Origin of the sequence: Sphingorhabdus sp. (genome assembly GCF_041737645.1) — a bacterium.
Taxonomy (GTDB): Bacteria; Pseudomonadota; Alphaproteobacteria; order Sphingomonadales; family Sphingomonadaceae; genus Sphingorhabdus_B.
On record NZ_JBGSRI010000034.1, the window covers coordinates 1 to 14,527 of the forward strand.

Consider the following 14,527-nt stretch of genomic DNA (forward strand, 5'->3'; position numbering starts at 1 on the left):
CTTGCCTCACTGTGCAGAATCTGTGCAGATTGCGGCCCTAAGTCGTTGAATCGCCGTAGCTGTGTAGGTTCTGTGTGGGCAATAGTAGCAAAAAATGTTGTTTATTTCTAGGTATTTGTTATGATCCCTTCACCCGCTCCAGATTTTCCAAAGATTTTCCGAATGAAAAGGCCGTTCAGGCCCCGCGCAACACTGTGCTTTTGGCCAAACGATAGGCGAGGCCGGGCAGGCCTTTATAATTGGCGCGGTGGTAAGCGGAATCCGGCGCGAGTTCGGCGCTGAGGCGGCGGTGCGCTTCGCCCAGTGCATGATAGGGTACGCTGGGTAACAGGTGGTGTAATGCGTGATATCGCAGACCAACAGGAGCCCAGAGCGCCGGAAGAATTGCGGGCGGCGGGACGTTGACGCTATCTAGGAATTGCGCCGTGACGCTCAATGGTTCGCCATCATTTTCCCACAAATGGGCGACCAATGTGCGAATCTGGTTCAGCACGGCAACGGCGGACACGATGATGAGGAATATCACAAAAGCGTCGAGCGGGATAAAACCTGTCAATACACCTGCCAGCAAGGCGATAGCCCACAGGCTGGCTGCGGTTTCCTGCCAAATCCAGTTGCGTCGCGCTTCGCCTTCGGCTGGCCGGCGGCGAAATTCAGGGTTGATGACAAGGCCAGAGTACTGTTCCACCACCCGCTTGCGAAGCGGCGGGATGAAAAGCGACAGTGGCGCCAGCACGGCGTTGCGAAACAACAGAGCAAAGGGTGCGAGGATAGACAAGAGAATGAAAACCGGCAGAGTCCAAGGCTTCATTAGGGCCAGAGGGAGATATTCGGGGTCTTGATTCGTTCCGTAACGCGTGCGGGCATGGTGGAGATTGTGGACCCCTTCATACATATAAGAAGGTACCAATAGCGGCACACCGATCACGGCGTTAAATCCAAAACGGAATCCCGGAACTGACGAATGTTTCATATGGGACACTTCATGGATAAAACCCCCGGCACGGTAGAGTGCCAGAACCGAAATGAAACCTGCTCCCAATTTCAGCCAAAGCGGACTGGCCAAAATCGCTACGGCAAGCCCTGCATATCCAACAAAGGCCGAAAACAGGAAATCTGACCAGAAAATTCTCGGATTCGCAGTCCCCAAATCCCGGGTAAGTTCTGTCACAGCGCGCAGCATCGCTTTGTCATCGGCTATGTTTTTCAGCCGGTCCGCGCGTGCGGCTACATCATTACCGGAAGTGGTATCGCCCGCGGTTCCGGTCGTGGTGAAGGTCATATTCGTCATTTCAATATTTTCGCTTAAACGGTTCTCCAGCTCCAGATAAGCAACACTCATGGCGATATCATGGCAAAAAAGGCCAATTATGGCCCGGAAATTTCGCTGACGGTTATTTATGCAAGGGATTGTTATGTTTTTCCCGGAGGTGCGATAGGGACGGCACAGAAGAGAGGGGGCAGCGGCACAAGATGCCGATTTCAGCACAATTTGTGTATCAGGAGCACGACAGGCAGCTTTCACGCTGGACTACGGAACATATAGTAAAAGTTGATCAGCGGGTAGATCGAGGCGTGCCCGGCAATATCGATGGGTTTCGTGACCCTTATTGGTTTTGCGACCCTGCCGAAGGAAAGTTCTATATATTATTTACCGGGTCGCAAGCTGGATCGACCTCCAGTCACGATGGTGTCGTTGGTTTCGCGGTCGCTTTTTCCGGACTGTGCGAAGACGGGTTACGGCTTTTGCCCCCATGGCCCCAAGGGACCGAGCGGGCTTTGCGACATGGTCGCGCCTTCGCTAACCGGGCCTTATGTGAAATTGAACGGCGCGGGCCTTGTCCTTGCTAACCCGGTGCCCGAACCGCGTCAGACGCATCGCTGGCAAGTGCTTGATACGTTTGGAGTGCTTAGCTTTGTCGATCATTGGGGCCTCAATGGCCGCGATGTTTTTGCAGAACCCCGGTTGCAGCGTGATCAGTTCGGGGGCACAATTGCCCCGGTGGTAAAAATCGAGATTGAAGGAAACAATACGCGTGTACTGGGCCTTGCATGAGTGAGCGGCTTTATGGATGTGTCGAGGCAGGCGGGACAAAATTTGTCGTAGGAATTGCGGCGGCGCCCGATGACATTCGTGAAACGATACAATTCGAAACAAGAACGCCAAGAGAGACGATAGGTGCAACACTGCAATGGTTAAAAGACGCGCAAGTCCGTCACGGACCCTTGGCCGCAATCGGCATTGCAAGTTTCGGCCCCCTCGAACTGGACCGTCAGGCGGCCAATTGGGGCCATATCACCGCCACAACCAAAAAAGGATGGAGCGATACGGATTTTGGCGCGCAAATCGGGCGCGAGCTTGGCTTACCTGTTGGATTTGACACGGATGTAAATGGTGCCGCGATTGCGGAATCCCGTTGGGGTGCGGGCCGGGGTAAGACGGTTTGCGTTTATGTGACCATTGGCACAGGCATTGGCGGCGGTGCGATTATCGATGGCAAGCCGTTATACGGCCTATCACATCCTGAAATGGGCCATATCCGGTTACCGCGCCATCCCAAAGATATGGATTTTCCGGGCATATGCTCCTTTCATGGCGATTGCCTTGAAGGTCTTGCAAGTGGTCCGGCCATCAAAGCCCGCTGGGGCGTGTCATTATCCGACTTGCCGTTCGATCACCCCGCTCACGATATTATTTCCTGGTATCTGGCGCAGATGGTGGTGACTTTGCAATCGATCATGGAACCCGGTTGTATCATATTGGGTGGCGGTGTGACTGGCACATCAGGCTTGCTGAGCCGGATCCGCGCCAAAGCGGGTGAACTGGGCGGCGGCTATTTTCGCGGTCGCGCCGATGAAGTGATTGTATCGCCTGGCCTCGGTGACAGGGCCGGATTGCTAGGCGGCCTTGCGCTGGCGCAGGATATAGTGAAGGCGGTCGACACGCCCTGACGTTAACTCGATTGGCGAATGACCAATTTGGGTTCCAGCACAACAGAGTGGGTTTTTTCACCCGCAACCCGACGGAATAGCAAATTGACAAGATTGCCAGCGCCTGCGGCAGGATGCTCAGCTTGTCCGCCAGATTGGCCGCCGATAGTGCCATGGGGCAACCTTCCAGCCGTGTAGCAATTTTCCCACCCTTGCGGTTGTCGGAACCGACCGAGCAGTGGATTGTACAGGGAAGGTTTGCCCCCCCAAGCGACCAGCGGAAGATAGCGACTTGCAACTTTTTCAATGACATCGATCTGATCCGACTGTCAGATCAAAATCACTCCGTCGACCCGCCCGGAATCGACCACAGGGTTCAACCAGTCAGGATCTTTTGGAATAACCCGCGACAACAAAAGGTCGTGGCCGCGCTCGGTCAATGCATCGGCGAGATAGCCAAGCATCGTCATGAAGAAAGGGTCGGAAATATGCTGCCCGGTCGCCTGGTCCTGTTCCCTTCGACCATGTGGCACAGCACCATTCCTTTTGCGGCCGGGGAACGGCTAACCATCGCTTTTGAAATCAGGCGCCCGTGTATCTCTTGCTCTGGACGGAATGTCCGGTAACAAGACCAACATGCTTGGCGTTTGCTATTATCCCGAACATTGGTCCGAAGAAATGTGGGCCCGCGACGCGCAACGGATGCGTGATCTTGGTCTTATTTATGTGCGTATAGGCGAGTTCGCCTGGGGTCGGATTGAAAAGAGCGAAGGCCAATTCACTTGGGAATGGATGGATCGCGCGATCGGCACGCTGGGCGTGGCAGGCCTAAAAGTCGTGCTCGGCACGCCGACGGCGACCCCGCCCAAATGGCTGTGCGAAAAATATCCGGATATATTACCGGTCGACATTCATACGGGCCAGCAGCGGGGTTTCGGATCGCGTCGCCATTATGATTTCTCCAGTGAGACCTATCTGGCGCAGGCAGAGCGGATTAGCGCGGCCATGGCGCAACGCTATGGCACCCATATGCATGTTGCGGGGTGGCAGACCGATAACGAGCTATGCTGCCACGACACAACACTCAGCGCATCGCCTGCGGCACGGGACGCATTCCGTATATGGTGCGCGCGCCGCTATGGCACGATAGAGGCGATGAATGCGGCATGGGGCAATATATTCTGGTCGATGGAATATGACAGCTTTGACCAGATTGAGCTGCCCTTTTTCACAGTGTGCGAGACTAATCCCGCGCACAGACTCGCCTATCGCCGCTTTGCTTCGGATCAGGTGGTACGCTTTCATGACGTCATGATTGCCGCGATCCGCGCGCATGCGGGTGAAGGACAATGGGTTACCCATAATATCATTCCGCCGGCTACTACCGGCGTAGACAATGCCGCGCTGACGCGGGGGCTCGATTTTGTAAGCTACGACAATTATCCGCTCGGCTTTTCCGACCAGTTGATGGCAAAGGCTCCAGCGGAGGAATGGCAACCGTTCATGCGGACGGGTCACCCGGATCTTGCTGCGCTGAATTTTGATTCGGTGCGCGGATTGTCCAAGGGCGCCTGGTGGGTGATGGAGCAACAGCCGGGTCCGGTGAACTGGGCCCCCCACAATCCGCGCCCGGCGCCCGGCATGATCCGCCACTGGACGCTGCAAGCCTTTGCCCATGGCGCAGCCTGCGTGGCCTATTTCCGCTGGCGGCAGGTGCCATTTGCACAGGAGCAGATGCACGCAGGGTTGCTGCGGCCCGACGACCTGCCTTCGCCCGCATGGCCCGAGGTGGAGCAGGCCGCGCGCGAAATGGCGCTGTTGGGCGATCTGTCAGAGGTGTCCGAAAAAGCACCGGTGGCGTTACTGGTAGATCCGGCGTCGGCATGGGTTGACGATATCGAACGGCAGGGTGCGGGTTGCCGTTATCCGGCGGTGGTCTTCCAATATTATGGTGCGCTGCGGGCGTTGGGCGTGGATGTCGATATCCTGTCAGCAGGAGAAGTATCGCTTGATGGTTACAAGCTGATCGTCGCTCCGACACTGGCCATGCCCGATGAAACGACCGTTTCAAGTTTACGGGCGAGTGAAGGATTGTTGCTCTTTGGCCCCCGTTCGGGGGCGAAAACGCAGGAGTTCTCGATCAGCGACGGCCTGCCGCCCGGCCCGTTGCGGGAATTTGTGTCGGTAAAAGTCATCGCCGTCGAAACCTTGCGGCCGGATTGCACCGAAGCGCTGCATTATCAGGGCGAACTTTTTGAGAGCGGCCGCTGGCGCGAAACGATCGAAGCAGGCGAGGCCGAGATAGTTGCCACTTACGAAGATGGTGCACCCGCCGCAATCCGATCGGGCCGCAGCTTCTATGTCGCGACGCTGACCGACGATGCCTTTTTGAAAAGCCTGCTGGTCCGTCTGTGCGCCGAAGCGGACATTGCGGTCACGCCTTTGCCGCCGACCTTGCGCTTACGCCGCCGTGGCGGCCTGACATTTGCGTTCAATCTCGCCGATCAACCAGCCCACGCACCGGCGCCTGAGGGCGCGGTTTTTGTGCTCGGTTGCTTTCAGATTGAACCTTATGGCGTTGCGGTCTGGCGGTAAGGGGACTGTCTCCAATCACCCCCCAAAGTCGGCAATCAACGTTCCTTGGTTGCGCTGAATTTCAGGTCGGGGTGCTTTTCTTGCTGGTAACCCACATCCCATGCTGATCGCGCCATAAACACCGGATGGCCGTCGCGATCCTTGGCCATGTTGCCGCCGTTGAATGATGCGAACTGGGTCAGGTCGGCATCGGTCCCGATCAACCAGCGTGCGGTGTCATAAGGGGCGGCTTCCAGAAAGGCGTCGACCTTATATTCCGCCTCCAGACGGGAAATCAGCACATCGAGCTGTAACTGGCCCACGACGCCGATGATCCAGTTCGAACCGATTTCCGGATAGAAAACCTGAATGACACCCTCCTCGCTCAAATCGTCGAGGGCCTTGCGTAACTGCTTGGTCTTGGTGGGGTCGCGCAGGACAACGCGGCGCAGGATTTCCGGGGCAAAATTGGGCAGGCCGGTAAAGCGCACCTCGTTACGCTCGGACAAAGTGTCGCCGACCCGCAATGTGCCATGGTTCGGAATACCGATGATGTCACCCGGCTCCGCGCTATCGGCAATTTCCCGGTCCTGCGCGAAAAACAGAATAGGCGAATGGATCGCAACGGGCTTGCCAAGGCCAGAAGGCGTCAGCTTCATGCCGCGTTTGAATGTCCCCGAACAAAGCCGCATAAATGCAATCCGGTCGCGGTGCTGCGGGTCCATATTGGCCTGCACCTTGAAGATGAATCCGGTGACTTCCTTGCCCGAAGGGTCGATGACGCCTTTGGAACTGGGTTGCGGGCGGGGCGGCGGGGCAAAAGCGGCAATGGCGGTGATAAGCTCGATGACCCCGAACTCTTTCAATGCGGAGCCGAAATAGACCGGGGTCAAATCACCGTTCTGGAATGCGGTCAGGTCGAAATCGGAATAGCCTGCCTGTGCAAGCCCAGCCTCTTCACGTAAACGTGCGACGCCTTGCGGGGAAAGCACATCTTCTAGGCTAGTGGCGTCAAGGCCTTTATGGTCGCTGACTTTGCCTTCAAAGGCTTTGCTGTCGCCCGATGGCTGGCTCAAACGGCCGCTGGTGAAATCATAAAGCCCTTCAAACTCGCCGCCCATTCCTACGGGCCAGTTCATTGGGCAAACGTCGAGCGCCAGTGCATCTGCCACTTCGTCGATGGTTGCAAATGCGGCGCGGCCTTCGCGGTCGACCTTGTTGACAAAGGTGATGATCGGCACCGAGCGCAAGCGGCACACTTCGAACAGTTTGCGGGTCTGCGGTTCGATCCCCTTGGCCGCATCGATCACCATGATGGCAGAATCGACGGCGGTCAGCGTGCGATAGGTATCTTCGGAAAAATCTTCATGCCCCGGCGTGTCGAGCAGGTTGAAAACAATGTCGTCCTTTTGGAAGGTCATCACCGACGAAGTTACCGAAATGCCGCGCTGTTGTTCGATCTTCATCCAGTCCGAACGTGCGCGCCGCGCCTGACCGCGTGCCTTGACCTCGCCGGCAAGATGGATCGCGCCCCCTTGCAGCAAAAGCTTTTCGGTCAGGGTGGTTTTACCAGCATCAGGGTGCGAAATGATGGCAAAGGTGCGGCGGTTCAGCGTCATGCGCGCCGCTTAGATGGAATTATGTGCAATTGGAACCAGTAACCGTCCGAACAGCGCGGCCAGTCTTTACCGCTTTAGCCCATTGGTCAGGAAATCCGCGGCTATATCGGCCACCTCATTGGCATCGCGGTCTTCCCCCATGACGCCATAGCGCAGTCCCAAAAACACGTTCATGCCCACAATTGCCCAAGCGTGTACTTCCTCGACATCGGCGCGAACCTGCCCCTTTTCAGCAGCGTCTTTCAGGCTTGCGACATAACCTGCCACGGTATTTTCATAATGGGCGCGATAGCTGGGCGGATCGACGAATTCGGCTTCGTCGATAATCCGGTATAATTCCTTGTGCCGCCGCACAAAGCGCAGGAATTCGGCGAGCCCCTTGCGTTCGCCATCGAGACGATCCGATTCTGCGGCGATGACCGGGCCGACCGTATTGCGGACCCGGGCCGACATGTCGCGGACCAGAGCCTGAAACAGCGAATCTTTCGAATCAAAATAGGTGTAAAAACTGCCCAGGGCGACGCCGGCACGTTGTGTGATGCTAACCACCGAACTTTCGTGAAAGCCCTTTTCCCCGAACTCGGCCGCCGCCGCATCGAGCAAAATGCGCAAGGTTTTGCGTCCGCGTTCGGTGCGTGGAGTTTTGCCGGCAGGTGTCATTGTTGCTGATATGCCACGATTGGCGGGCATTCTCCAGTCTTCCTCTCACTTAAAGTTGAAACATGGTTCAACTTTCACTATAGCTGATTTCGAGAACGGGTAAAGACCCGCTTTTTCTGCAGGAGAGTGACATATGAAATCCCCTAAAATCTCTTTCGTTCGTACCGTTTTGTTGGCCGGTATTGCCGCACCAGGAATTTTCTGTGCCGCGCCCGTTTTGGCGCAAGAAGCGGGTGAAACCGCAACCAACAGTGATGAAATCATTGTAACCGCCCGCCGACGTGAAGAAAGCCTGCAAGATGTTCCGGTGGCCGTGACTGCGTATTCGGGCGCGCAACTGGAAGCTTCTGGTGCGCTTGATATCACAGATATCAGCGACACGACGCCCAACGTAACGCTTGAAAATTCACGCGGGACCAACTCGACCCTGACCGCCTTCATTCGCGGTGTCGGGCAGCAAGACCCGGTATCGGGCTTTGAAGCCGGGGTGGGCATCTATCTCGATGATGTCTATCTCAACCGGCCGCAGGGCGCTGTGCTGGACATCTATGAGGTCGAGCGTATCGAAGTGCTACGCGGACCCCAGGGCACGCTTTATGGACGCAACACAATTGGTGGCGCGGTCAAATATGTCACCCGTCGTCTTTCGCAGGATTTTGCCCTGAAGGCGCGTGCGACATATGGCACCTTTAACCAGGCTGATGGCGTACTGACCGCTTCGGCACCGATCAGCGACCTTATCCGCATTGGCGGTTCCGTCGCGCGCCTTTCGCGAGGTGGCTTTGGCGACAACCTTAACCTTGCTGGCGTAGAAAATTACAACAAGGATGTCTGGGCAGCGCGTGGCAGCGTCGAAATGGGCGGCTATGGTGAACCGGTGTTCATCCGCGTTTCGGGTGACTATTCGCGCGACAAGTCAGATGCGCGCAATGGCCACCGCCTCATTACCAGCCTATTAACCGCTGCGCCTGTGTTGAACGATGTCTTTGACACCCGTTCTGGTTTGAACACGCCGAAACAGGATGTGAAGGCCTATGGCTTGGCCATCAATGCGGAAATCAATCTTTCAGAAAATCTGACGCTCAAGTCGATAAGCGCGTGGCGCAAGGACCGCAGTTTTACTCCGATTGATTTTGACTCTTTGCCATCGGTCGACGTCGATGTCCCGGCGGTTTATCGCAACGAACAGGTAAGTCAGGAATTCCAGCTCCTTTATGAAGGCGACAGACTCAACGGTCTGGTGGGCTTTTATTATCTTGATGCAGACAGCTCGACCCAGTTTGACGTAATCCTTGGAACGACCGGTCCGCTTCTTGGCTTACCCGGCCTCAACGCCTTTACCGAAGGTGAAGTGAAAACCAAGACATGGTCGGTTTTCGGCGATTTCACTTTTGATTTCAGTGACCAGTTCGCCGCATCGGTCGGCGGGCGCTATACAAGCGACGAGCGAAGTTCACGCATATTGCGCCAGACAAAGATTGGCGGCAGCTCCCCGATCTTTGGCGGAACGGCCATTCCGATCGCAACCGTAACGGATTTCAACGGTTCCGCGAAGTTTAGCGATTTCAATCCACGCGCCTCGCTCAGCTTCAAACCGAATAGCGACCATCTATTTTACGCAAGCTACGCGCAAGGGTTCAAGGGCGGTGGTTTTGACCCCCGCGGCGACTCCCGCATCGCGCCCGATACCGACCGTAACGGGGTCCGCAGCTATCAGGAAATCTACGATTTCTTCCTGTTCGATCCGGAAACCGTCGATAGCTATGAACTGGGCTGGAAGGGCAGCTTTGACGGCGCCCGCATTGCCATAACCGGCTTTTATGGCGACTATAAAAATGTGCAGATTCCGGGATCGGTTGGTGTTGATACCAATGGCGACGGGATATTCGAGAGCTTTGCCGGGGTAACCACCAATGCGGCCAAGGCGACATTCAAGGGCGTCGAGTTTGAATCCTTCTCACGCTTTGCTGATGGTTTCGCAGGCGATGGATCGGCGATCACATTTGCGGGTACTATCGGCTATATAGACGGGCAATATGACCGCTTCATCGTGAACGATGTCGATGTGTCAAACTTGCGCCGAATTCAAAACACCCCGAAGTGGACAATTTCGGGAACGCTGGGTGTCGAGCTGGGGGCATTCAACGCGTCGTCCACCTATAGCTATCGCAGCAAGACCAACCAGTTTGAAGTACCCAGCCCGTTCCTCGACCAAAAAAGCTATGGCTTGCTGGACGCAAGCTTGACCTGGTCGAGCGATGACGACCGTTTCAGCGTCGGCCTGCATGGCAAGAATATTCTGGACAAGGAATATATCACTTCAGGTTACCAGTTCCTGCAGGTCGCCCCGGATGGTACGCCATTGCGTAACGCGACAACCGGCAACGTCATCCCGTCGCTCGGCCGTGAAGGCATCGTAACCGCATTTTACGGGAATCCGCGCCAAGTGTTCATCACTGCTGGCTTCAAATTCTGATCTGGATTTCGGGACCGAAAAAAGAGGGCCGGGCGTTACGCTCCGGCCCTTTTTTTATCCGCGTAAAACGCCGCCCAGCTTGGCCGCAGCCGCAATGACGCGGTCGGATATGGCTTTCAGCTCTTCATCGCCGTAGCTTTTTTCCAAGGGCTGCAACGTCACTTCTACGGCCAGTGATTTCTGACCCTCTGCAACACCTTGACCGGCAAACAGGTCGAATAGCCGGACAGCAACGATATTGTCCTTATCGCATCCCTTGATGGCGCGAACCAGATCTCCGCTAGCAACATCCTCCGCCACCAGAAATGCAAAGTCGCGCGTTACCGCCTGCAATGCCGGTGGTGTAAAGGCGGCGCGCATGAACCCGGTGGATTTTTTGACAGGTATGGCATCCAGAAAAATTTCCGCTGCCATCACTGGTCCGTCCAGATCAAAGGCTTTGGCCGTCACAGGGTGCAGTGCACCGAATGCTGCCAGAATGTTCTTTGGCCCCATCCGCAATGTTGCCGACTGGCCGGGGTGATAATGCGCCCCGGCTTCACCCATGACCATCAGCGTTTCGACAGCAACACCCGCTGCCGACAACAGCGCCTGAACCTCGGCCTTGGCATCAAATGCGTCAAACTTCGCCGCCTTTCCGCTGGCCCAGTCGCGCTGGGCCCTGTCACCCGCTAACACAAAGGCGGCGGTCAGTTTTTCGCTGTCCGCCAAATACCGTCGGCCGATCTCGAACAGACCGACAGATGACGCGCCGCGATTCATATTGCGTTGCGCCGCCGACAATAGCCCAGGCAGCAAGGATGGCCGCATGACTTTCATATCTTCGCTGATCGGATTGGCCAGCGACCAATGGCCACCACCAAAGGCCGCAGCCTCTTTTTCGGGCAGGAACGACCAATTGATCGCTTCATTCAGCCCGCGCGCAGCCGCTGTCCTGCGAACCTTGCGTTCAATCTTTTGCAGCGGCGTCGCCGTTTGCTTGGCTACCCCTTCGTCGCGGGGTAACGGGGTCGAAGGTACATTGTCCAACCCGACCATGCGGACCACTTCTTCGACGATGTCTGCAGACCCCTCGATATCACGACGCCAGCTAGGCGGCGTGACTTGCCAGTCTGACGTCACTAGAAAGCCCAGCCTTTCCAGAATGTTGCGCTGATCGTCCAGCGCGACGGAAACACCGCCAAGGCGCAGACAGTGTTGCGGGTCATAGGAAATGTTGCGCGGCGCAACTGGCGGTGACCCAGCGCGGGTAATCACGCTGGACTGTCCGCCGCAAATGGCGAGCACCAAATTTGTCGCGATTGCAAGGCCATCGTCCAGGAATGCGGGGTCGACTCCCCGTTCAAATCGTTGCCGTGCGTCACTGGTCAGAGTTAGCTTCTGTCCGGTGCGTGCGATATGTTCAGGGGTGAAATAGGCACATTCGATGAGCACATCGGCAGTGCTTTCGGATACGCCTGAATGTTCGCCGCCCATGATACCGCCGATATCGTGGACCATGCTATCGTCGGCAATCACCGTCATGCTGCTATCCAGCGTGTAGGTCTTGCCATTCAATGCCAACACTTCTTCGCCATCCGTCGCCAAACGTGCGACAAGTGGTCCGGACAGTTTCGCACGGTCATAGACGTGCAGCGGGCGGCCAAGATCGATCGAGATGAAATTGGTAACGTCGACCAGTGCCGAAATCGGTTTCTGGCCGATGGCGTGCAATCGGTCGCGCATCCATTGCGGGGCGGGTCCGTTCACGACACCCGAAACGGCTTGTGCATAAAAGGCCGGGCAGCCGTCAGGATCGTGCGTGGCAACATCCGGGGCAGGACCGTCGCCGGTAACCGGTGCAAGCGAGTCGAAGCGGTACACCGCGTGCAGCGGACGCAGCTTGCCCAAGCCTGCCGCGGCCAGATCGCGCGCAATTCCACGCACACCCATGCAATCCTGGCGATTGGGGGTAATGCTGACATCGATCACGGGATCGTCCAGACCCGCCCATTGGGCGTATACTTGTCCGACAGGGGCGTCGTCCGGCAGCTCTATGATGCCATCATGATCATCGCCCAGTTCCAGTTCTGCAATCGAACACATCATGCCGTTGGATTCAACGCCGCGGATGGCGGCCACTTTCAACACCATGCCATTGGCGGGCACGGTGGCGCCCGCAGGTCCGAATACGCCGAGCATTCCGGCCCGTGCATTGGGTGCGCCACACACCACTTGCAGTGCGTCGCCGCCGGAATCGACCGTCAGTATTTGCAGCTTGTCCGCCTGAGGATGCGGGGCTGCGGTCAGGACCTTCGCAATACGGAATGCGGATAGCTTTTCTGCCCGATTGTCGATGCTTTCCACCTCGTGCCCGATACGGTTCAGCATATCGGAAACAGTTTGGGCATCGGCATCGGTATCCAGATGCTCCTTGAGCCAGCTCAGCGAGAATTTCATGCTGATACTCCTCCGCTCAAGGTGGGTACATCCAGAGCGCCAAATCCATAATGCTTCAACCAGCGCAGGTCGCCATCGAAAAAGGCGCGCAGATCATCCATGCCATATTTCAACATCGCTAGCCTGTCGACGCCAACGCCGAAGGCAAAGCCCTGATACACGTCTGGATCAAGACCGCAGGCCGAGATTACTTTGGGGTGGACCATGCCGGAGCCGAGTAGCTCCATCCATCCGCCGGTCCCGCCAAGGATGCGCTTGCCGTTTTCAACCGAAAAGCTGACATCGACTTCGGCCGAAGGCTCGGTGAACGGGAAATAGCTGGGCCGCAAACGGATCGTCAGATCGTCGCGTTCGAAAAAGGCTTTCAGAAAGGTCTCAAGCGTCCATTTGAGGTGACCAAGATGTATCCCCTTGTCGATAACCAGTCCTTCGACCTGGTGAAACATCGGCGTGTGTGTTGCGTCGCTGTCGCTGCGATAGACCCGTCCGGGCGCGATGATGCGAATCGGTGGTTCCTGTGACGTCATGGTACGAATTTGCACCGGCGAGGTATGGGTACGCAGCAATTTGGCGACATCATTGGAATCGGCCGGAAAGTAAAATGTGTCATGCATCGCGCGGGCCGGATGGGTTTCCGGAATATTGAGCGCAGTGAAATTGTGCCAGTCATCCTCGATTTCCGGCCCTTCGGCGACAGCAAAACCCATGTCGGCGAAAATTTCGGCTAGCTCGTCCATGACTTGGGAGACCGGATGCACCGATCCTTGCGGTCTGGACGGGGCGGGAAGGGTCATATCAACACGTTCGGTTGATAACCGTGCGTCCAATGCCGCAGTTTCAAGCGCGACTTTTTTGGAGGCAAGAGCGTTCGAGACGGTTTCACGCAAGCCATTGATGATCGGACCCTGCACCTGCCGCTCTTCGGGCGACATGCCCCCCATGGTTTTGAGCAGAGCCGAAACGCTGCCCTGCTTGCCGAGTGCCGAAATGCGGACAACCTCCAGCGCTTCGGCAGAGTCGGCGGCATCGATTGCGGCGATCAAATCATTTTGTAAAGTTGCTGTGTCGGTCATCTCGGTTTGCCTGCATAAGCAAAAGGGCGCGAACGGCAAGTGCCGCCCACGCCCTTTTGCGCATTATTCTAAGCTGGTTTAAGCTGCTTTAGCCAACGCTGCCTTCGATTGCGCGATGATAGTGCTAAACATTGCTGCTTCGTTCATCGCGAGGTCGGCCATAACTTTGCGGTCCAGTTCAATACCGGCCAGTTTGATGCCGTGCATGAATACGCCATAAGTCATGCCTTCGGCACGAACAGCGGCGTTGATGCGCTGGATCCACAAGGCGCGGAAATTGCGCTTGTTTACCTTGCGGTCACGATAAGCGTACTGGCCTGCTTTTTCGACAGCCTGCCGCGCGACGCGGATCGTATTTTTGCGACGGCCATAATAGCCCTTCGCCTGTTCCAAAATTCTTTTATGCTTGGCTTTGGTGGTCACACCACGTTTGACGCGTGCCATAATCTATATCCTTTCGTACAAATGATCGCCGGTCTTAAAGACCGTAGGGCGCCCATTTCTTGATTGTCTTGGCATCGGGATCAGAGATCACGCTGGTGCCACGGTTCTGGCGGATATATTTTGCATTATGGCTGCTCAAACGGTGCCGTTTTCCAACGACGCCATGTTTAATCTTGCCGGTTGCGGTGAGTTTGAAGCGTTTCTTCACACCGCTCTTGGTCTTGAGCTTGGGCATTTTGGTCTCCTTTGTTGAGTCCGTATCAAGCCGACATGGCAGCCCTATTGGCCAGCCTGCTTATTCGGAAGGCGCG

The 14,527-nt window shown here is 56.4% G+C and carries 13 protein-coding genes; 5 read left to right on the forward strand and 8 right to left on the reverse strand.

The genetic code is table 11. The features are described from left to right. Positions 1–175: 175 nt before the first annotated feature. Positions 176–1,342 (reverse strand): fatty acid desaturase, encoded by a 1,167-nt coding sequence (locus tag ACEW72_RS04715; protein ID WP_373475222.1) that lies wholly within the window; start codon positions 1,340–1,342, stop codon positions 176–178. A gap of 249 nt (positions 1,343–1,591) precedes the next feature. Here ACEW72_RS04715 and ACEW72_RS04720 point away from each other — a divergent pair, with 249 nt between their 5' ends. Both ACEW72_RS04720 and ACEW72_RS04725 read left to right on the forward strand, forming a co-directional pair. Continuing rightward, the gene (locus tag ACEW72_RS04720) at positions 1,592–2,056 is read left to right on the forward strand and encodes a glycoside hydrolase family 68 protein (RefSeq protein WP_373475223.1); all 465 of its coding nucleotides are present in this window, start codon (positions 1,592–1,594) and stop codon (positions 2,054–2,056) included. Next, a complete protein-coding gene (locus ACEW72_RS04725) occupies positions 2,053–2,952 on the forward strand; it encodes an ROK family protein (RefSeq protein ID WP_373475224.1) in 900 nt (299 codons plus the stop codon). Before ACEW72_RS04720 ends, ACEW72_RS04725 begins: the two co-directional genes overlap by 4 nt. Before the next feature lie 308 nt (positions 2,953–3,260). Here ACEW72_RS04725 and ACEW72_RS04730 read toward each other — a convergent pair whose 3' ends face one another. Then, positions 3,261–3,464: a hypothetical protein gene (locus tag ACEW72_RS04730; RefSeq protein ID WP_373475233.1), complete on the reverse strand. Its 204-nt coding sequence runs from the start codon at positions 3,462–3,464 to the stop codon at positions 3,261–3,263. Here ACEW72_RS04730 and ACEW72_RS04735 point away from each other — a divergent pair. Then, positions 3,420–3,557 carry a putative 2OG-Fe(II) oxygenase gene (locus ACEW72_RS04735; protein WP_373475225.1) on the forward strand — a complete coding sequence of 46 codons (138 nt, stop codon included), beginning with the start codon at positions 3,420–3,422 and terminating at the stop codon, positions 3,555–3,557. The genes ACEW72_RS04730 and ACEW72_RS04735 overlap by 45 nt on opposite strands. Further along, positions 3,547–5,526, forward strand: a complete 1,980-nt coding sequence (locus ACEW72_RS04740) for a beta-galactosidase (RefSeq protein ID WP_373475226.1) — start codon at positions 3,547–3,549, stop codon at positions 5,524–5,526. The genes ACEW72_RS04735 and ACEW72_RS04740 overlap by 11 nt, the downstream gene beginning before the upstream one ends. Before the next feature lie 35 nt (positions 5,527–5,561). Here the strand turns inward: ACEW72_RS04740 and ACEW72_RS04745 are convergent, their stop codons facing one another. Next, positions 5,562–7,124: a peptide chain release factor 3 gene (locus ACEW72_RS04745; protein WP_373475227.1), complete on the reverse strand. Its 1,563-nt coding sequence runs from the start codon at positions 7,122–7,124 to the stop codon at positions 5,562–5,564. A gap of 66 nt (positions 7,125–7,190) precedes the next feature. Next, the gene (locus ACEW72_RS04750; protein WP_373475228.1) at positions 7,191–7,814 is read right to left on the reverse strand and encodes a TetR/AcrR family transcriptional regulator; all 624 of its coding nucleotides are present in this window, start codon (positions 7,812–7,814) and stop codon (positions 7,191–7,193) included. Between the two features lie 103 nt (positions 7,815–7,917). On the opposite strand from ACEW72_RS04750, the gene ACEW72_RS04755 reads away from it, so the two are divergent. After that, positions 7,918–10,260: a TonB-dependent receptor gene (locus ACEW72_RS04755; RefSeq protein ID WP_373475229.1), complete on the forward strand. Its 2,343-nt coding sequence runs from the start codon at positions 7,918–7,920 to the stop codon at positions 10,258–10,260. Between the two features lie 54 nt (positions 10,261–10,314). On the opposite strand, the gene pheT is transcribed toward ACEW72_RS04755, so the two are convergent. The 4 genes from pheT to rpmI form a co-directional block, all read right to left on the reverse strand. Then, positions 10,315–12,699: a phenylalanine--tRNA ligase subunit beta gene (gene pheT, locus ACEW72_RS04760; protein WP_373475230.1), complete on the reverse strand. Its 2,385-nt coding sequence runs from the start codon at positions 12,697–12,699 to the stop codon at positions 10,315–10,317. After that, entirely contained in the window at positions 12,696–13,772 is a 1,077-nt protein-coding gene (pheS, locus tag ACEW72_RS04765) for a phenylalanine--tRNA ligase subunit alpha (RefSeq protein ID WP_373475231.1), read from the reverse strand. Before pheS ends, pheT begins: the two co-directional genes overlap by 4 nt. 78 nt (positions 13,773–13,850) lie before the next feature. Next, positions 13,851–14,216: a 50S ribosomal protein L20 gene (rplT, locus tag ACEW72_RS04770; protein WP_373475232.1), complete on the reverse strand. Its 366-nt coding sequence runs from the start codon at positions 14,214–14,216 to the stop codon at positions 13,851–13,853. Between the two features lie 34 nt (positions 14,217–14,250). Continuing rightward, positions 14,251–14,451: a 50S ribosomal protein L35 gene (gene rpmI, locus ACEW72_RS04775; protein WP_143777146.1), complete on the reverse strand. Its 201-nt coding sequence runs from the start codon at positions 14,449–14,451 to the stop codon at positions 14,251–14,253. Positions 14,452–14,527 lie beyond the last annotated feature (76 nt).